General features: G+C 59.6%; 18 protein-coding genes. 14 read left to right on the top strand and 4 right to left on the bottom strand.

Features of this window, described 5'->3' with window-relative positions; all coding sequences use genetic code 11:
* Nucleotides 1–9: 9 nt before the first annotated feature.
* A complete protein-coding gene (locus FHT73_RS21735) occupies nt 10–336 on the bottom strand; it encodes a hypothetical protein (protein WP_183714786.1) in 327 nt (108 codons plus the stop codon).
* A 384-nt stretch (nt 337–720) separates the two neighbouring features.
* On the opposite strand from FHT73_RS21735, the gene FHT73_RS21730 reads away from it, so the two are divergent.
* Complete coding sequence (locus FHT73_RS21730) at nt 721–1038, top strand: hypothetical protein (RefSeq protein ID WP_015341285.1); 318 nt, start codon at nt 721–723, stop codon at nt 1036–1038.
* Nucleotides 1039–1207: 169 nt separating this feature from the next.
* On the top strand, nt 1208–1390 hold the full coding sequence (locus FHT73_RS21725) for a Flp family type IVb pilin (protein ID WP_015341284.1): 183 nt from the start codon (nt 1208–1210) through the stop codon (nt 1388–1390).
* A gap of 20 nt (nt 1391–1410) precedes the next feature.
* On the opposite strand, the gene FHT73_RS21720 is transcribed toward FHT73_RS21725, so the two are convergent.
* Entirely contained in the window at nt 1411–2295 is an 885-nt protein-coding gene (locus FHT73_RS21720) for a methyltransferase domain-containing protein (protein ID WP_183714783.1), read from the bottom strand.
* A gap of 118 nt (nt 2296–2413) precedes the next feature.
* Here FHT73_RS21720 and FHT73_RS21715 point away from each other — a divergent pair, with 118 nt between their 5' ends.
* From FHT73_RS21715 to FHT73_RS21695, 5 genes are all read left to right on the top strand, one after another.
* The gene (locus FHT73_RS21715; protein WP_183714780.1) at nt 2414–3190 is read left to right on the top strand and encodes a ComF family protein; all 777 of its coding nucleotides are present in this window, start codon (nt 2414–2416) and stop codon (nt 3188–3190) included.
* 143 nt (nt 3191–3333) lie between these two features.
* Nucleotides 3334–3591 (top strand): glutaredoxin 3, encoded by a 258-nt coding sequence (gene grxC / locus FHT73_RS21710; RefSeq protein WP_183714777.1) that lies wholly within the window; start codon nt 3334–3336, stop codon nt 3589–3591.
* A 24-nt stretch (nt 3592–3615) separates the two neighbouring features.
* Nucleotides 3616–4473, top strand: a complete 858-nt coding sequence (locus tag FHT73_RS21705; RefSeq protein ID WP_183714774.1) for a carbon-nitrogen hydrolase family protein — start codon at nt 3616–3618, stop codon at nt 4471–4473.
* Complete coding sequence (locus FHT73_RS21700; RefSeq protein WP_112400579.1) at nt 4470–4898, top strand: DUF1178 family protein; 429 nt, start codon at nt 4470–4472, stop codon at nt 4896–4898. The genes FHT73_RS21705 and FHT73_RS21700 overlap by 4 nt, the downstream gene beginning before the upstream one ends.
* Nucleotides 4898–5485, top strand: coding sequence for a DUF3291 domain-containing protein (locus tag FHT73_RS21695; protein ID WP_183714771.1), 588 nt, complete (start codon nt 4898–4900; stop codon nt 5483–5485). The genes FHT73_RS21700 and FHT73_RS21695 overlap by 1 nt, the downstream gene beginning before the upstream one ends.
* 13 nt (nt 5486–5498) lie before the next feature.
* Here the strand turns inward: FHT73_RS21695 and ubiG are convergent, their stop codons facing one another.
* A complete protein-coding gene (gene ubiG, locus FHT73_RS21690) occupies nt 5499–6251 on the bottom strand; it encodes a bifunctional 2-polyprenyl-6-hydroxyphenol methylase/3-demethylubiquinol 3-O-methyltransferase UbiG (protein ID WP_112400581.1) in 753 nt (250 codons plus the stop codon).
* Nucleotides 6252–6516: 265 nt separating this feature from the next.
* On the opposite strand from ubiG, the gene FHT73_RS21685 reads away from it, so the two are divergent.
* From FHT73_RS21685 to clpB, 7 genes are all read left to right on the top strand, one after another.
* The gene (locus FHT73_RS21685; RefSeq protein WP_183714769.1) at nt 6517–7143 is read left to right on the top strand and encodes a hypothetical protein; all 627 of its coding nucleotides are present in this window, start codon (nt 6517–6519) and stop codon (nt 7141–7143) included.
* A gap of 170 nt (nt 7144–7313) precedes the next feature.
* The gene (locus FHT73_RS21680; protein ID WP_112336476.1) at nt 7314–8588 is read left to right on the top strand and encodes an aspartate kinase; all 1275 of its coding nucleotides are present in this window, start codon (nt 7314–7316) and stop codon (nt 8586–8588) included.
* A 100-nt stretch (nt 8589–8688) separates the two neighbouring features.
* The gene (ptsP, locus tag FHT73_RS21675; RefSeq protein WP_112336477.1) at nt 8689–10956 is read left to right on the top strand and encodes a phosphoenolpyruvate--protein phosphotransferase; all 2268 of its coding nucleotides are present in this window, start codon (nt 8689–8691) and stop codon (nt 10954–10956) included.
* A 93-nt stretch (nt 10957–11049) separates the two neighbouring features.
* Complete coding sequence (gene prfA / locus FHT73_RS21670) at nt 11050–12129, top strand: peptide chain release factor 1 (RefSeq protein ID WP_183714766.1); 1080 nt, start codon at nt 11050–11052, stop codon at nt 12127–12129.
* On the top strand, nt 12126–13001 hold the full coding sequence (gene prmC, locus FHT73_RS21665; protein ID WP_183714763.1) for a peptide chain release factor N(5)-glutamine methyltransferase: 876 nt from the start codon (nt 12126–12128) through the stop codon (nt 12999–13001). The genes prfA and prmC overlap by 4 nt, the downstream gene beginning before the upstream one ends.
* A gap of 345 nt (nt 13002–13346) precedes the next feature.
* Entirely contained in the window at nt 13347–14045 is a 699-nt protein-coding gene (locus FHT73_RS21660; protein ID WP_112400584.1) for a DUF4167 domain-containing protein, read from the top strand.
* Nucleotides 14046–14361: 316 nt separating this feature from the next.
* Nucleotides 14362–16962, top strand: coding sequence for an ATP-dependent chaperone ClpB (clpB, locus tag FHT73_RS21655; RefSeq protein WP_183714760.1), 2601 nt, complete (start codon nt 14362–14364; stop codon nt 16960–16962).
* A 98-nt stretch (nt 16963–17060) separates the two neighbouring features.
* Here clpB and FHT73_RS21650 read toward each other — a convergent pair whose 3' ends face one another.
* A complete protein-coding gene (locus tag FHT73_RS21650) occupies nt 17061–19001 on the bottom strand; it encodes a M23 family metallopeptidase (RefSeq protein WP_112336482.1) in 1941 nt (646 codons plus the stop codon).
* Nucleotides 19002–19440: the final 439 nt, after the last annotated feature.

The following is a 19440-nucleotide window of genomic DNA, read 5'->3' as shown; positions in this document are numbered from 1 at the left end:
GCACGGTGTCTAGATATCTCTGAATTTGAAAGTTGATTTTGCAAGCTGATCGAGATTGGAGGCGCCGGGCTCTCTAGGGGACGCATCCGTCTTCGGCATTTTGCGGAGCAAATCCGTCAGCATGTCAGATTGCCTGTCGCATTCGCGGCGAATTGCTTCCAGATGTTCGAGCATCAGTCCAAGGGCAAAAATCACGGCGCCGCTAAAAGTGTAGGAAAGGGCGTCTATCAGGCCCGCCGCGACGCCGGCTGCACTTCCACTAAACAACGTCGCAATTCCGAGCAGGATCGCAATACCAATCACCAAACCGCCAACCGCCTTGAGCAAACCTGCCATGTGTAAATTCCTGCAACCCAAGATAATAAAAGATAGCTTGGCGATATATCATCGCGCGCAAGTGTCAATCTCTATTATTTGGTGTATAGAGGAAACATTCTGGCAATACGTGCGTCTGCGCGGCGAATTTGATGTCCCGTAGCGGGGCGGATCTCTTTCGCGTTTACGCAGAGACGGTTTGGAATGCGTTAAGGCGGTGCATCGAATTTATGGTTAACGAAAATTAGCCATTTAAAATCAGATCTATAGCCTGATTCGACCATTGTCCCGGAATTTTACGTCTCATTAATTTGCATGTGGATATTAAGGGATCGTTTATGACCTTCTGGCATTCAATTCTCTCAATCAAGCGGTTGTTGGGTGCGTTAGAGAAGGCTTGACATAATGGACGACGATTTCTGGAAAGCTGTTCAGGAAAAAGAGCAGTCCTATTCCACGTCGCGCAGGACGGGCGCGTTGAATATCGCTTTGCTGTTCGGCACGGCGGCGGTCGCGCTTTCGCTTATTCTGACCCCCATGCTCTCTGACAAATCCAAGTCGCGCGTGCTTGCAAGCGCGCCGGATATCGACAATATTGCTACGGGTTCGATCCCGCAGACGGAAAATGGCAAGCGGTACACGATCCGCCGCAGCGTTTTGCAGCAGGAACCGGGTTCGGTCTGCATCGTCCAGGGTTATGGTGCCGATACCGGCTGCCAATAGCGCATTTCCAGGAAAAGTGCGCAGCGGTTTTCAGTCCGGAATGCGAAAAAATAGAGCGTTTTCGCGCATCGAAGAAGAGCGGAAATGCTATAGTGCATGAGCATAGCCTGCCGGATGCCATGACGAGCATCGGATTCTTCAGTTGTCCAATGCTGGGAGCTTCGAGCTTATGCGTTCCGTTCGGCGTATTTTCACCGATAAGACTGGTGCCACGGTCATTGAATACGGTCTCATTGCTGCCTTGATGTCGGCCGCAATCATCAGCGGTGTCGGCGCCTTCGGCGGCAGCCTTTCAAACACATTCAATCTTCTGTCCGATACGATACAGAATTCGGCAGCGTCCCAGAACTGACGCGGCCGGCAAATCTTTGGCTATTGTTTGAGCTTGTGCTCTTCAACCTTGAGCGCATCCGCCAAGCGCGCCTTGGCGGAACCCGGTCGCAGTGGCTTCTGCTGGCTTTCGTGCGGCGTCCATCCTGAGACGTAGATGATCGAGAATGTCGCCCTGATCCGCCCGTCCGGATCGGAATAGCGCTCGGCATAGAGCTCGGCCGCACGCAGAAAGAAGGCACGCGTCAGCGGCTTGCGGCTGCGATCGACCAGCGGATTGGTCATGCCCATGGCGCGCAGATCGCGCATCAAGGCAAACAGATTGTCGTAGCGCACGGTGTAGTTTTCGGCGTCGATGACGGGCAGTGTAAAGCCGGCACGCTGAAGGAGACCGCCGACATCGCGGACATCGGCAAAGGGGATGACGCGCGGGCTTGCGCCGCCCGTCAGCTCGATTTCGGTTGCGAGCAGCACGTCGCGCAATTCCTGCAAGGTTCCGGAGCCGGGGATCGCCGCCAGAAAAAGACCGTCGGCTTTCAGCGCCCGGCGGATTTGAATGAAGACGCCGGGCGTGTCGTTGGTGACATGCAGGCTGAGTGGGGAAAGCACGAGGTTGACCGATTCCGGCGCGAGCGGCAGCTCCTCCGGCGGCGCCTCGATGATGGTCTCGCCAGGAGCGGCAAAATCCTTCTCGCTTTCGATCCTTTTCAAACGGCCGATCTTGCCTGTCGCCAGAGCGAGGCGCGCGGCAATGCCTGTCGCGCCATGCAGCTCGACCGCGTCGTCGAAATGGCGTTCGGTCACGGTAAGCCGTTCCGCCAGTTCGCTGGCGGCAATATCGAGCAGGAAAGCCGCTTTCGTATCACTTTGTTTTAGCGCCCGGCGTTTGCGGGCCGAAAGCAGCGATTGGTCGAATACGATTTCCATGGTGGTTTCCTGCACTATCATCAATTCGGCTGGGCATGCCGGGCGCGCACGTTTCTCTTGCGCGATTCCGGACGGAAAACCGCTATACACTTTTCCTGGAATTGCTAGTCTCAATCATATGGGGATGATGGGACGCGAAATCACCTTATCGATGCTGGGCGCCGGGCTGAAAAGGCCCTTCGTGGCGCTTGCGGATCTGGTCTATCCGCCCGCATGTCCGGGCTGTGGGGTTTCGGTCGGCGCGCATCGTGGTCTTTGCCCCGCATGCTGGTCCGGTATTCGCTTTATCGAGCGACCTTATTGTGAAGTCCTCGGCAGTCCGTTTTCCCATGATCTCGGTGCCGGCATTCTAAGCGCTGAGGCGATCGCCGATCCACCCGTCTTCGACCGGTTGCGTTCCGCTGCCGTCCATGACGGTATCGTGCGGGATCTCGTTCTCAGCCTGAAATATCGCGATCGCACCGATCTCGCGCCGATGATGGCCGGCTGGATGCTGCGCGCCAGCGATGGCACGATTGCGGATTGCGATGCGATCATTCCGGTGCCTCTGCACCGCGCGCGGCTGTTTGCACGTAAATATAATCAGGCGGCCGAACTCGCTCGCCATATCGCCTGTCTTTCAGGCAAGCCGTTGTTTGCCGCAACGCTCTTGCGCGTCAAGCGCACGAGCCAGCAGGTCGGTCTCGGGGCCAAGGCACGACAGGACAATGTGCGCGGCGCTTTCGCCGTTTCCGAGCGTCGGGCCGCCGATATATTCGGGCGGCGCATCGTTCTCGTCGACGACGTTTATACGACCGGCGCCACGGTTGCCGCGGCCACGCGCGCGCTGAAGAAAGCAGGTGCTGCCGATGTCACTGTTTTGACCTTTGCAAGGGTCGTCGGCCATCTTATATGACACTAGAGGCGGATGATTTTAGGTCGAAACGACCAAAAATCTGAAGCCGCTCTAGAATCAAATAAGTAAAGCATGATGTCGTCCGAAAACCGCAGACACTTTTCGGCATCATGCTCTAAATCTAGGCTTTTCCGGAGTGGATCATGGCATCCGTCGTTATCTATACGCGTGAATTCTGCGGCTATTGCGCCCGCGCGAAATCCCTGCTCGAATCCAAAGGCGTCGATTATGTCGAACATAACGCCACCTATTCGCCCGAACTGCGGCAGGAGATGATCGCCAAGGCGAATGGCGCCTCGACCTTCCCGCAGATCTTCATCAATGGTCAGCATGTCGGCGGCTGTGACGATATCCACGCACTCGACCGGGCCGGCAAGCTCGATCCGATGCTGGCTGCCTGATCCATATTGACGAGGGAGAGACCGATGAGCTTCAAGGCTGCTGCCATCCAGATGTGTTCCGGCGTCGATCCGGTGAAGAACGCGGCTGATATGGCCCGTTTGGTGCGGGATGCCGCTTCGCAGGGGGCGATCTACGTGCAGACGCCGGAGATGACCGGCGCGGTGCAGAAGGATCGCCCGGGGCTGCGCGCCGTGCTGCGGGACGAGCCGAACGATATCATCGTCAAGACGGCCTCCGAACTGGCGAAGGAACTCGGCATCCATCTTCACATCGGCTCGACGGCCATTGCGCTCGATGACGGCAAGATCGCCAATCGCGGTTTCCTCTTCGGTCCCGACGGCAAGCTCATCAATCGCTACGACAAGATCCATATGTTCGATGTCGATCTCGACAATGGCGAGAGCTGGCGCGAAAGTGCTGTCTACCGGCCGGGATCGGAGGCGCGCATCGCGTCGCTGCCGTTTGCTCAACTCGGCTTTTCCATCTGCTACGACGTACGCTTTCCGCAGCTCTTCCGCGCCCAGGCTGTTGCCGGCGCCGAGGTGATGACGGTGCCTGCCGCCTTCACGAAGCAGACCGGCGAAGCGCATTGGGAAATCCTGCTGCGCGCCCGCGCCATCGAAAACGGCATGTTCGTCATCGCCGCCGCGCAGGCCGGCAAGCATGAGGACGGCCGCGAGACCTTCGGCCATTCGATGATTATCGATCCCTGGGGCAAGGTGCTGGCATCCGCCGGCGGTACGGGCGAAGCCGTCGTCATCGCCGAGATTGACACTGCTGCCGTCAAATCAGCTCATGACAAGATACCGAACCTGAAGAATGCGCGCGAGTTTTCGCTGGAAAAGATCGCGACGCCGGCGGCTGGAGGCGTCGCTGCTTGATCCGTTATTCGCTTACCTGTGACAATGCCCATGAGTTCGAGGGCTGGTTTTCCGAAAGCGCCGATTTCGATCGCCAGGTCGCAAGCGGTTTCCTCACCTGTCCTGTCTGCAATTCGGGTGCGATCTCCAAGCTCCTGATGGCGCCTTCGGTTTCGACGGCGCGCAAGAAGGATGAGTTGCAGACGCTCGCGATGGACGCAGCGCGCAAGCAGGCCTTGGTGAAACTCAAGGAAGCGGTCGACGCCATCAAGGCCAATGCCGAGGATGTCGGCACGAAATTCCCGGAAGAGGCCCGTAAGATCCATTACGGCGAAGCAGATGCGCGCGGGATCATCGGCAAGGCGACGCCGGACGAGGCACAGGCACTCGTCGAGGAAGGCATCGAGATCGCAGCCATTCCTGTGCTGCCCGACGATATCAACTGATGCCGGTAGCCGGCAGCCAACATCTCGCCATGTATAATTTCGGGCTGCATGTCGAGGCCTATGAAAGCCCTGCCGTCGAGGGGTTTCGCCTGCGCGAGGCGGCGAATTTCGAGGCGGCGGCCCGTGCTCACGGTTTTATTGGCCGCTCTGGCTATGCCGGCGAGCCGGGCGTTCCGTGTTGGGGGCAACAGGTCTTTCCGCGTTTCATCGAGGGCAGTGGCTTTCAGACCGCACCATCATCCCTATCGCTTTGGGCCGATATCGAATCGCTTATGGCATTCACCTATAGTGGCGTGCATGCCGACGCCCTGAAACATGGGCGGCACTGGAATGTCAGGCAGAGCTGGCCGCCGCTTGTCCTTTGGTGGGTGGAAGCTGGAACCGTACCGCGGTGGCAGGATGGGGTAGAGCGCCTAGAACACCTTCACGATTATGGCGCAGGCCCAAGGGCGTTCTCATTCAAACAGCCCTATGGATCCGATGGTCAGCCACTTGAGATCGACCGTTCTCGTATCAAGGAAATCGTTGCGCTCAACGCTGCCACGCAGGGCGAGTTACTGGCGCATGTGCTGACACTGAAGATCTGAGGCAGATGCGTGATCAGCTCAGGTTCGCCCGCTTCGCCAACAGCATATAGTTGACGTCCATATCTTTCGATAGGTTCCAGCGGTCCTGCAGCGGCGAATAGAAGACGCCCGTGCGAGCGGTGATCTCGAGGCCGCTTGCGGCAAGCGGCTTTTCGATCTCCTCCGGACGCACGAGCTTTTCGTATTGATGGGTGCCGCGCGGCAGCCATCTCAGCACGTTTTCCGCCGCAAAGATGGCAAGTGCCGCCGCCTTCATGGTGCGATTGATGGTCGCGACGAACATTAGGCCGCCGGGGCGCACCATTTTCGCGCAGGTCGACAGGAAGAATTCGACGTCGGCGACATGCTCCACCACTTCCATGTTCAGCACGATATCGAAGGTTTCGCCGGCTTCAGCCAGCTGCTCGGCCGTGACGGCGCGGTAGTCGACGGGAACGCCGGAGGCTTTCGCGTGCGTCGAGGCGATGCCGATGTTCTTTTCGGAAGGGTCGGCGCCGATGACGGTGGCGCCCATGCGCGCTACCGGCTCCGACAGCAGGCCACCGCCACAGCCAATGTCAAGCACGCGCAGACCCTCAAGCGGCCTGCTGCTCTTCGGGTCGCGGTCGAAATTCTCGCAGGCGCGGTCGCGGATATAGGCAAGGCGCACAGGATTGAACTTGTGCAGCGGCTTGAACTTGCCGGTGGGGCTCCACCACTCGGCCGCCATGGCGGAGAAACGGTCCACTTCGCTCTGGTCGATCGTGCTCTTTGCCGTTTCGTTCATGGCTTGCTCCGTGATTTGCGTCGTTCGAAGGTTCGGGCGACCGCACGCAATAATTCTATCCCGTAGGGTGAAGTCGGACGATCGATGCGCGATGTCAAGGGCCTGCCACCTTCGATCAGCTGTGGGCTATCCCGATCGGGAGGCGCGAATTGCGATGCGAAGGTTGACATGGAGGTATCTTATGGCCGATCAATCCCCGGGGCTGTGAAATGGACTTTCGGGACCGGGATCGATTGCGATCGACCGGCTTGTAGAGGAGTTCCTCATGAGACCACTCCGTCTCGCGACGGCCATCGCCATGGCTTGGCTCGCGGCCAGCCATGCAAATGCCGGGGACGGCAAGGGGTTTCGCCTGACGATCGACGGCATTAGCGTCGGCATCAATCCCGGCGATACGCTCGAAGTTACCATGAAGGACGGCAGCAAGGTGCCTGTAGAGCTGCAGCGCAGCGAAACGGTGACGTTTACGGGCGGCAAATTCTCCTTCGATCATGATGGCAAATTCACGGTCGCAAAGACGGATCTCGGAGACGGCGTGCAGCAATATGCGCTGATGACGCCGATCGGCACCGGCATCGTCGTGCAGGTCTATAAGGGTCTCAATCCTTCGAGTTATACCGATGTCGTCCTGCAGCAGATGGTGCAGGAGAGCCTCAATGGCGGCGCGAAGATCAGCAAGCGGCCAACCCAGCGCACATTGCCGAGCGGTACCGTATTGAAGGGTATCAAGGCGGAGACGACCACGGACGACGACGTCATGGAGTATGAGATCGTCGCGACCGGCCGGCCGGAAGGCGGGGTGCTTGTCGCCACCTTCCTCAACAGGGAAAACCTGCCCAGGGAAGAGGGCATTCTCGACAAGCTCTGGTCGACCTTAAAAGTTGATTTTTAGAGTAAGCTTTTAGCTGCTGAGGTATCCAGCGCTATTGCACCTGCCCGACAAACTCGCTAAGAGACGGCCCCATTGAGATCACGCTTTTCCGGCTACCGAACCGGGAGGGCGATTTTGCATGTCGGGCTTATCGCGTTCAGCCGCCCGGCGCAGGGTACTGGTAGAGGCACATGGCACGCATCGTGATGAAATTCGGCGGGACCTCCGTCGCGGATCTGGACCGTATCAAGAATGTCGCACGCCATGTGAAACGCGAGGTCGATGCCGGACACGAAGTGGCAGTCGTCGTTTCCGCCATGTCCGGCAAGACCAACGAACTGGTCGGCTGGGTCCAGAACATGCCGAAAGTCTCCGGCGCCAACCACTCGATCTACGATGCGCGCGAATATGATGCCGTCGTGGCTTCGGGCGAGCAGGTCACATCAGGCCTTCTGGCGATTGCGCTGCAGGCCATGGGCATCAACGCCCGCTCGTGGCAGGGCTGGCAGATCCCGATCCGCACCGACAACGCCCATGGCGCCGCCCGCATTCTCGAGATCGAGGGCGAGGACATCATCCGCCGCATGGGTGAGGGCCAGGTCGCCGTCATCGCCGGCTTTCAGGGGCTCGGCCCCGACAACCGCCTCTCGACGCTTGGCCGTGGCGGTTCCGACACCTCGGCCGTTGCGATCGCCGCCGCGGTCAAGGCCGACCGCTGCGACATCTATACCGATGTCGATGGCGTCTATACGACCGATCCGCGCATCGAGCCCAAGGCACGTCGCCTGAAAAAGATCGCCTTCGAGGAAATGCTCGAAATGGCCTCTCTCGGCGCGAAGGTGCTGCAGGTGCGCTCGGTCGAGCTCGCCATGGTGTTCAAGGTTCGCACCTTCGTGCGCTCTTCTTTCGAGGATCCCGATGCTCCGGGCATGGGCGATCTGCTTAACCCGCCCGGAACGCTGATTTGTGACGAGGAAGAAATCGTGGAACAGGAAGTAGTCACCGGCATTGCCTATGCCAAGGATGAGGCCCAGATCTCGCTGCGCCGTCTTGCCGACCGGCCGGGTGTTTCCGCCGCGATCTTCGGGCCGCTGGCCGAAAACCACATCAATGTCGACATGATCGTCCAGAACATTTCCGAGGACGGTTCGAAAACCGACATGACCTTCACGGTTCCGTCCGGCGATGTCGAGAAGGCGCTGCGCGTCCTTGGCGAGAACAAGGAAAAGATCGGCTATGACGTGATTCAGAACGAATCAGGTCTGGTCAAGGTTTCTGTGATCGGTATCGGTATGCGCTCGCATGCAGGCGTGGCCGCGACCGCTTTCAGGGCACTTGCCGAAAAAGGCATCAACATCAAGGCTATTACGACGTCAGAAATCAAGATTTCCATCCTGATCGACGGTCCTTATGCAGAACTCGCAGTCAGGACTTTGCATTCCTGCTACGGTCTGGATAAGAGTTGAATCACGACTGCTGACGACGGACCGTGACGGAGGCGAGTTTCGGCCGGCCCTGACGTGGGCAAGACGAGCATGACATCTTGATTCGGGAGCTAGTGGCGCAATGAGAGACCTATCCGGCGGTCCACGCGTTCTGCTCAAGCGGCTACGCGAATTGATGGCGGAGCCGCTGGAGCCGCAGGAGCGCCTTGACCGGATCGTCCGCCAGATTGCCAGCAACATGGTCGCCGAGGTATGCTCGGTGTACGTGCTGCGTGCCGACGGAGTCCTCGAGCTTTATGCCACCGAGGGTCTGAATAAAGAGGCCGTACACCTTTCGCAATTGAAGATGGGGCAGGGCCTCGTCGGCACGATTGCGGCTTCCGCCCAGCCGCTCAATCTTTCGGACGCGCAATCGCATCCGGCTTACCGCTACCTGCCGGAAACCGGCGAAGAGATTTATCACTCCTTCCTCGGCGTGCCGATCCTGCGCACCGGCCGGTCGCTCGGTGTTCTCGTCGTCCAGAACAAGGCGAGCCGCACCTACCGCGAGGAAGAGCTGGAGGCGCTCGAAACGACGGCCATGGTGCTGGCCGAGATGATCGCGACCGGCGAGCTGAAGAAGATCACCAAGCCGGGTCTGGAGCTTGACCTCACACGCTCCGTCACGATTGATGGCGACAGCTACAATGAAGGGATCGGCCTCGGCTATGTCGTGCTGCACGAGCCGCGTATCGTCGTCACCAACCTGCTGAACGAGGATACCGACAAGGAAATCGGCCGTCTCGCCGAAGCGCTGGGATCGCTGCGCATTTCGATCGACGACATGCTCTCGCGCCGCGACGTTTCCATGGAAGGCGAACATCGCGAGGTTCTTGAAACCTACCGCATGTTCGCGCACGACCAGGGCTGGGTGCGCAAGCTCGAGGAAGCGGTCCGCAATGGCTTGACCGCTGAAGCCGCCGTCGAAAAGGTGCAGAGCGACACCAAAGCGCGCATGATGCGCCTGACCGATCCCTATCTGCGCGAACGCATGCATGATTTCGAGGATCTGGCAAACCGGCTTTTGCGGCAGCTCATCGGACATTCCGGGCGTACCAGCGCTGAAGGCTTTCCGAACGACGCGGTCATCTTTGCGCGTGCGATGGGTGCGGCGGAACTGCTCGATTATCCGCGCGCCAATATTCGCGGCCTGGTGCTGGAAGAGGGCGCGGTCACGAGCCATGTCGTCATCGTGGCGCGCGCCATGGGCATTCCGGTCGTCGGACAGGCGGTAGGTATCGTCGCGCTGGCGGAAAATGGCGATTCGGTCATCATCGATGGTGATGGCGGCCATGTTCACCTTCGGCCTATGGCCGATCATCAGCGTTCCTATGAGGAGAAGGTCCGGTTTCGTGCCCGCAGGCAGGAGCAGTTCCGGGCTCTGCGCTCCGTCGAGCCGGTCACCAAGGACGGACAACGCATTTCGCTGCTGATGAATGCCGGCCTGCTGGTCGATCTGCCGCAGCTTGCGGAATCAGGGGCCGAGGGTATCGGCCTGTTCCGTACCGAGCTGCAGTTCATGATCGCCTCGACCATGCCGAAGGCGGATGAGCAGGAAGCCTTCTATCGCAATGTCCTGAAGCAGGCGGGCGGCCGTGTCGTCACGTTCCGCACGCTCGACATCGGCGGCGATAAGGTCGTTCCCTATTTCCGCGCGCATGAGGAAGAGAACCCGGCGCTCGGCTGGCGTGCCATCCGCCTCTCGCTCGATCGTCCCGGCCTATTGCGCACGCAGCTCAGGGCCATGCTCAAGGCGGCGGCCGACAACGAATTGAAGATGATGGTACCGATGGTCACGGAAGTCTCCGAGATCAGGGCCGTGCGCGAACTTCTGCAGAAGGAAGTGCAGCACCTCTCGCGCTTCGGGCACAGCCTACCGCGCAAGCTGCAGTTCGGCGCAATGCTCGAGGTGCCCGCGCTCCTGTGGCAGCTGGACGAGCTGATGGCGGAGGTCGATTTCGTCTCGGTCGGCTCCAACGACCTGTTCCAGTTCTCGATGGCGGTCGATCGCGGCAATGCTCGCGTTTCGGATCGCTTCGATCCGCTCGAGCGGCCGTTCCTGCGTATCCTGCGCGATATTGTGCGCGCTGGCGAACGCAACAAGACGCCGGTGACGCTTTGCGGCGAACTGGCGGGGAAGACGATTTCCGCTATGGCCCTGCTCGGAATCGGTTTCCGCTCGGTTTCGATGTCGCCGGCCTCGATCGGCCCGGTCAAGGCAATGCTGCTCGGGCTCGACCTCAAGGCCTTGTCCGAGGTCATGGAGGCCGCACTCGATGACAGGCAGCCGACGAGTTCCATGCGGGATATCCTTGTGCGCTTTGCCGAGAGCCACAATATTCCGCTTTAGCGTCCGATCCTGAAAAGCACGAAGCGGTTTGCAGGCAGGATCATGCGCATCACAACATCAAAGCAGAGATAATAAGAAGAATTGGAGTAGAGGGTGGCGAAGCTCCCCGTTGAAAAAATGCGCGAGTTGGAACGTCGTTTCGGCGAGATCGAGGCGCGCATGTCCGCCGGTCCGGCCGCGGATGTCTATGTGAAGCTTGCTTCCGAATATTCCGAGCTGCAGCCGGTCGTGACCAAGATCCGCCATTATGAGCGCGCTCTAGCCGAGGCTGCTGATCTTGAGGCCATGCTCTCCGACAAATCGGTCGATCGCGAGATGCGCGATCTTGCCGAGATGGAGCTGCCCGAGGTCAAGGAGCGCATCGAGGCGCTGGAAAGGGATATCCAGGTCGAGCTTCTGCCGAAGGACGCGGCCGACGAGAAAAGCGCGATCCTGGAAATCCGTGCTGGCACCGGCGGCTCCGAGGCGGCGCTTTTTGCCGGCGATCTTTTCCGGATGTATGAGCGTTTCGCCGCCAGCAACGGCTGGAAGGTGGAGGTGCTTTCGGCGAGTGACGGCGAAGCCGGTGGTTTCAAGGAAATCATCGCCACCATCAGCGGCAAGGGCGTGTTTTCCCGGCTGAAGTTCGAATCCGGCGTCCATCGCGTGCAGCGCGTGCCGGAGACCGAGGCGGGCGGGCGCATCCACACCTCGGCGGCGACCGTTGCAGTGCTGCCGGAAGCCGAGGAGATCGATATCGAAATCCGGCCCGAGGATATCCGCATCGACACCATGCGGTCATCCGGCGCCGGCGGCCAGCACGTCAACACGACGGACTCGGCCGTGCGCATCACGCATCTTCCCTCCGGCATCGTCGTTACGAGCTCGGAAAAGTCGCAGCACCAGAACCGCGCCAAGGCCATGCAGGTCCTGCGGTCGCGCCTCTTTGATATGGAGCGCCAGCGCGCCGACAGTGAGCGTTCGGCCGACCGCAAAAGCCAGGTTGGCTCCGGCGATCGCTCCGAGCGCATCCGCACTTATAATTTCCCGCAAGGGCGCGTTACCGATCACCGCATCAACCTGACGCTCTACAAGCTCGACCGGATGATGGAAGGCGAGATCGACGAGGTGGTCGATGCGCTTTTGGCGGATTATCAGGCGAGCCAGCTCGCCCAGCTCGGCGAACAGGCATGAGCGGCGGGCAGGGGCCAACCATATCCGGGCTCCTGCAGGAGGTGCGCTCGCGTTTTGCCGAGGCCGATCTCGACGATCCCGCCACGGAAGCCCGCATTCTTGTCGGCGGCCTTCTTCGCCTTTCCGCGACCGGGCTGGTGACGCGCGGTTCCGAGCGTGTGTCCGAGGATGATGCCGCGACGGTACGGGCGGCGATTGTCCGGCGGCTCAATCATGAGCCGGTCCATCGCATTCTCGGCGAACGCGAGTTTTATGGTCTCTCCCTGCGGCTGTCGCCAGCGACGCTCGAGCCGCGGCCTGATACGGAAATTCTCGTCGATACGATGCTGCCGCATATCAGGCGTCTTGAATCCAAGATCGGCAATATCCATATACTGGACATTGGAACGGGTACCGGGGCCATCTGTTTGGCTCTGCTCCATGAAAGCCCGCAAGCGACGGGTGTCGGTTCCGATATTTCCAGCGAAGCGCTGGAAACGGCTCGCGGGAACGCTGAGCGAAATGGCCTGGCAGAGCGGTTCATGACCGCGCATGGAAGCTGGTTTGACGCAATCCACGAATGTTTTCATTTGATTGTCTCAAATCCGCCCTATATTGCGTCCAATGTCATTTCCACTCTCGCTCCAGAAGTAAAGGATTTCGATCCTCCCGCGGCCCTTGACGGGGGCCTTGATGGGCTGGATGCTTACAGGGCGATCGCGAAGGACGCGGCTCGGTTCCTGCATCCGGACGGTATGATAGGTGTGGAGATCGGCTACGATCAGCGTGAAACGGTGACTTCAATTTTTGAAGGAGCAGGATTTTCCCTCGTCGAGGCGGTCCGTGACTACGGGCAGAATGACCGGGTTCTTGTGTTTGAATTTCAACATTAATGCGACGTTTTCAGCGGATTTGTGAGACCCGTTGCTATCGCAAAGAAAAAGCTTGGATTTCCTGAGGAAGCAATATAGGTTGCGCTCACGCGTTGGGCGGCTGGGAATGAGCGAGACGATTCGCTTATCTTGGACAGCCTCGGGGAACCGCTCTCTGGTAAGAGTGTCAAAGGTTGAAGATAACCCAATGCGTGATCAGTTTAATCTGACGTAGTCGAGCGGCAGACCGGCGCTAAAGCGCAGTTTGCTTGCGGCACGAAAGCCCTGGTTTGGCAGTGTCCGAACCGCGGCGGCAGGTGTCGTGTATAATTTTATCCCAACGAAGAGAATTCAGGTGAAGGATCTATGAGGCCAGGACAGCAGAACAAGCGCGGTCGGGGGCGTGGTAACAACAACAACGGCGGCGGCGGAAATAACAACAACAATTTCAACCGCAAGGGCTCGAACCCGCTGACCAGGACTTACGACAGCTCTGGTCCCGATGTGAAAATCCGCGGAACCGCACAGCATATCGCCGAGAAGTACGCGGCCTTGGCTCGCGATGCTCAAAGCTCCGGCGACCGCGTCATGGCGGAAAATTACCTGCAGCATGCCGAACATTACAATCGGATCATTGCCAGCGCGCAGGCGCAGATGCAGGAGCGCTACCAGCGCGACGATCATCACAACTACAATGACCGCGATAATGCCGAGCGTGACATCGATGATATGGATGCGCAGGAAATGGACGATCAGCCGCAGATGGCTCAACCTCACGTTCGCCAGCAGCAGGCTGCTCCAGCCGTTGCTGCTGCTCCGGCCAGTGAGCCCGAAGCCATCAACGGTACCGGCCCGCAGCCGGTGATCGAAGGCATTCCGGCCGAAGTGGCGATCGAAGAGGAAACTCCGGCAGTCGCTGCCACCGAGCGCCAGCCGCGCCGTCGCAGTGCAGGCGGCAATCGTCCGCGCCGCCAGCCGCGCCGCAGTGCTGCAGCCGAGGGCGATGACCAGGGTGAAGCCGGGTCGAGCGAAGCTCCGGCTTTGGCGGACGCTACCTCGGAATAAGTCGCTCCGCTGGAGTGAACGAGTTAATAAAGCGAGAATGCAGGAATGGCGGCGAAAGCCGCCATTCCTTTTTATATGGCGGGTAGTCCCTTACTGGACCAACCGGCGCTTCTTCGATTGCCGAAGCAAATGGAGCCACTCCGTCCGGTTTTTCCATTCCGCGACCCTTTAAACTCTTCGAATATCCTCCCATATTCTCCTCAGTTGTCTTGTCGCAAATCTCAACGGCGGAAAGGCGGGGCCTGCCTCTAGGGGGGGCTCAATCTCAATCATCGGTCTGTGCCGGTCCGGGCAGAGCGATTCATGGAGGTCTCATATGAATATCGAAAAATACTCCGAACGGGTTCGCGGTTTCCTGCAATCCGCCCAAACCAATGCGCTTGCGCAAGGAAATCAGCAGTTCACCCCCGAGCATGTTCTCAAGGTGCTTCTGGACGACGACCAGGGCATGGCCGCGTCGTTGATCGAACGCGCCGGCGGTGACGCCAAGGCTGCGCGTCTTGCCAATGATGCCGCGCTTGCCAAGCTGCCGAAGGTTTCCGGCGGCGACGGTCAGGTCTATCTCTCACAGCCGCTTGCCAAGGTCTTTGCCACTGCTGAAGATGCCGCGAAGAAGGCTGGCGACAGTTTCGTCACCGTCGAGCGTCTCTTGCAGGCTTTGGCCATCGAACCCTCGGCTTCCACTTCGGCGAGCCTGAAGAAGGCCGGCGTTACACCTGTCGCCCTCAATCAGGTCATCAACGATATCCGCAAGGGTCGCACGGCCGACTCTTCCAATGCGGAGCAGGGCTTCGATTCTTTGAAGAAATATGCCCGCGACCTCACCGCCGAGGCTCGCGAAGGCAAGCTCGACCCTGTGATCGGTCGTGACGACGAAATCCGTCGCACGATCCAGGTCCTGTCGCGCCGCACGAAGAACAATCCTGTGCTGATCGGCGAGCCTGGCGTCGGTAAGACGGCCATCGTCGAAGGCCTGGCGTTGCGCATCGTCAATGGCGACGTGCCGGAATCGCTGAAGGACAAGAAGCTGATGGCGCTCGACATGGGTGCCTTGATTGCCGGCGCGAAATTCCGCGGCGAATTCGAAGAGCGGCTGAAGGCCGTGCTCAACGAGGTGCAGTCCGAAAACGGCGAGATCATCCTGTTCATCGATGAGATGCACACCCTCGTCGGTGCCGGCAAGGCTGATGGCGCCATGGATGCGTCCAACCTGCTGAAGCCCGCGCTTGCGCGCGGCGAGCTGCATTGCGTCGGCGCGACCACGCTCGATGAATACCGCAAGCATGTCGAGAAGGATCCGGCGCTCGCCCGCCGTTTCCAGCCCGTCATGGTCGAAGAGCCGACGGTCGAGGACACGATCTCGATCCTGCGCGGCTTGAAGGAAAAATACGAACAGCATCACAAAGTGCGCATCGCCGATGCCGCGCTGGTGGCTGCCGCAACTCTGTCGAACCGCTACATCACCGACCGCTTCCTGCCGGATAAGGCCATCGACCTGATGGACGAAGCCGCAGCGCGTCTGCGCATGCAGGTGGATTCCAAGCCGGAAGAGCTCGACGAACTCGATCGCCGCATCATTCAGCTGAAGATCGAGCGCGAGGCGTTGAAGAAGGAAACCGACCAGGCCTCGGCTGACCGGCTGAAGCGGCTGGAAACGGATCTTACGTCTCTGGAAGAGGAAGCGGATGCGCTGACCGCGCGCTGGCAGGCCGAAAAGCAGAAGCTTGGTCTTGCCGCCGACCTGAAGAAGCAGCTCGACGATGCCCGCAACGAACTTGCCATTGCCCAGCGCAAGGGTGAATTCCAGCGTGCCGGCGAGCTTGCCTATGGCGTGATCCCCAATCTTGAGAAGGAACTGCACGCCGCGGAAGAGCAGGATAGTGCCCGTGATTCCATGGTGCAGGAGGTCGTCACCGCCGACAACATCGCTCAGGTGGTTTCCCGCTGGACCGGGATCCCCGTGGACAAGATGCTGGAAGGCGAGCGCGACAAGCTGCTCAGGATGGAAGACGAGCTGGCAAAATGGGTCGTCGGCCAGGGCGATGCTGTTCAGGCCGTCTCTCGCGCCGTTCGCCGCTCTCGCGCCGGCCTGCAGGATCCGAACCGGCCGATCGGCTCGTTCATCTTCCTCGGCCCGACCGGTGTCGGCAAGACGGAGCTGACCAAGGCGCTTGCCCGCTTCCTCTTCGACGACGACACCGCGATGGTGCGCATCGACATGTCCGAGTACATGGAGAAGCACTCCGTGGCCCGGCTGATCGGCGCTCCTCCCGGCTATGTCGGCTATGAGGAAGGCGGCGCGCTGACCGAAGCCGTCCGCCGTCGGCCTTATCAGGTCGTGCTGTTCGACGAGATTGAAAAGGCGCATCCCGATGTCTTCAACATCCTGCTTCAGGTTCTGGATGACGGACGGTTGACCGACGGACAGGGCCGCACGGTCGATTTCCGTAACACGATGATCATCATGACTTCCAATCTGGGCGCCGAATATCTGACCCAGCTGAAGGATGGGGATGACAGCGATCTGGTGCGCGAGCAGGTCATGGAAGTCGTCCGGTCGCATTTCCGGCCGGAATTCCTGAACCGTATCGACGAAATCATCCTGTTCCATCGCCTGAAGCGCGATGAGATGGGCGCGATCGTCGACATTCAGCTCGAGCGGCTGCTGAAGCTGCTGTCGGAACGCAAGATCACGCTCGAACTCGATGATGATGCCCGCAACTGGCTCGCCAACAAGGGTTACGATCCGGTCTATGGTGCAAGGCCGCTGAAGCGGGTGATCCAGAAATACGTGCAGGATCCGCTCGCCGAACAGATCCTTTCGGGTCAAATTCCGGATGGTTCGCTCGTCAAGGTCACCAGCGGTTCTGACCGGCTGTTGTTTCGTCCGCGCCAGGCGGTAAACGAAGCGGCCTAAGCTATAGCATGTGAATAAATGCGGATGGCGGTCTTCGGGCCGCCATTTTGCCATCGGCCGCAGCGCAGCCCCAATTTGAAATGGCCGAGCGGCTGGGGCTATTTGCTGGCGATCTGCTTCGTCTTCTCGTCGGTCAGCAGTGTATCGATGCGCTTGCGTTCTTCCTGAAATTTGGCGAGCGCATCGCCTTCAAGCGATTTGCCGCCGGGAAGGCGGATGCGCAACGGGTCGACTTTTGTACCGTTGACGATCAGCTCATAGTGCAGGTGAGGACCGGTCGCGAGACCTGTCGAGCCGATGAAACCGATCACCTGTCCCTGCACCACTTTCGCGCCGGGGACGACGCCCTTGGCGATGGCGCTCTGGTGATTGTAGGAGGAGACGTAGCCGTTGGCATGCCGGATCAAGGTCTGATTGCCGAAACCGCCGGAATCCCAGCTGGCCTTTTCGACGATGCCGTTGCCGGCAGCGATGATCGGCGTGCCGCGCGGCGCTGACCAGTCGACGCCGGTATGCATGCGGGCAAAGCCTAGGATCGGATGGCGGCGCATGCCGAAGCCGGATTTGAAGACGCCGGTGGGAACAGGGTTGCGCAGCAGGAATTGCCGGATGCTCTTGCCGGCCTCGTCGAAGTAGTCGATCGAGTGATCGGTCGGGTCCTCGAAGCGGTAGAAACGGGTGACGTTATCGCCGAAACGGGCGTTGACGTAGAGCAGTTCGGAATCGGCCGTCGCCTGCCCCTTGTCGTCAGTGACGGAGAAGAATGCTTCGAGCGAATCCGTCGGCTTTAGCTGTGCCTGAAAGTCGACATTGCTCGCGAGCAGCTTGACGATCTGCGCCACCATTTCCTTGGTCATGCCGTAGGAAAGGGCGGCGCGATAGATGCCGTCATAGACGCTCGGCAGGTCACGGCCGGCCGCCAGGGCGGGTGCGTCATTGTCGAAAGCCGTCGAGATGGCATCGAGCATTGGCGGGGCGCTGCCGGCAACGAAGTCGCCATGATCGTTCTGCGCGACGGTCAGCAGATGTTTCGTGCCGCGATAGATGCTGGCGCGGATGATTTTTGCCTGCTCGCCTTTCTGCAGGATGCCGATGCGCAGCACGTCGCCGGCGGAGACATCGGACGAACCGAAGAGCGGCTGGATCTTGGTTGCGACATCATTCGCGTCGGCTTTGAGGTAGCCGGCGCCTATTAGTGCCGCGGCAATCGGCATGTTCTCGCGGACGGGAATAATATCGTCGGCAAATTCTTCCGTCTGCGCAGTCACCGCTTCCGGAGCCGAGACGGACATGTTCTCTTCGACGATGCGAGCTGCAAGGCCCGCTGTCAGGTCTACGTCGGAATCGTCATTGGCGAAGCGGCGCGGGTCGACATAGTAGAGCGCCGAAAGCTGGGCATTGCCGTCGGCCAGCACCGAGCCATTGGAACGGACATTCTCCTCGACCTCATCAAGCGACATGGAGCCGGCAAGCTGGAATGGAATGTCCTTGGCAGGAAAGGCGATCGTCTTCAGGCTGACTTCGGATTCGACGTCTGATCCATAAATGGCACCGGTCTTGTTGGCCGGCTGCGGTATGTTGTCGTCCGTCGAAAAGATCGCCAAAGGATCGAAGGGCGGGTAGCTCTCGCTGGCGATCCGGTTGGTGGCGAGGGCGATCTTCACATGGGCGAAGGGTTGGCGGCGCACCACTTCCTTGTCGCCATCGCGTACAACGGTCGACACTTCAAGAACATTGCGGTCGGAAGGCTTCGAGGCGATCGCCGTGGAAATCAGTCGGCCGCCGCGCGTGACCTGATCATCGGCAGCATTGTGATTATCGACCGTCGCATAGGCTTCCGCAGGGATTGCGAGCTGCTGCCGGCCGTCGAGTGCGGCAAACAATGCTACGCCCATAAGGATGCTTGACGTGACACCGGTCAGAAAGGTGCCGGAAAGCCAACGGAGAGAGACCTCGCGCCGATCCGGTGCCCGTCGGCCATCCGCCAGGATTGGCGGCTCGTTGCCGAGGGATCGGAGCATCATCTTGTCCGTCATCATGCCGATCGTGATCCGCTTCCTTCATGCGAGCCCGCAGGCTGGGGGCGAAGATGTGCATATTTATGACAGAAGTGTCAAATCAACCAGCCGCTTTTTGAGCCATTCCGTGCCCTGTTTCTGATAAATGCCAAGAACGGTGGCACTGGGTTCTAGTGCCGAGGTGCAAGCTTTTGAGCCGGTTCCACCGTTTTGCGGCCATGTCGGATGCTCTCTGGTGGATATCTAAAGGTGTTCTGGGGGGATTTTTGGGACGTCCATCGGGACGTTCATAAAAATTACATAGGAATCAAACAGTTATGTGTTTTTTGATTTTTTTCAAAATAGGCCTGTTGACTACTTCGATGGGTAGGGTCTATAAGCCCGATCACTGACGAGGGCGGCGGCGCTGCTGGCGACGAAGACCTTCGCTCTAGTGTTTCCTGGATTGGCTGCGATGCTG

It is taken from the genome of Rhizobium sp. BK098 (genome assembly GCF_014193155.1).
GTDB lineage: Bacteria > Pseudomonadota > Alphaproteobacteria > Rhizobiales > Rhizobiaceae > Rhizobium.
This window is presented reverse-complemented; position numbering and strand designations above follow the sequence as displayed.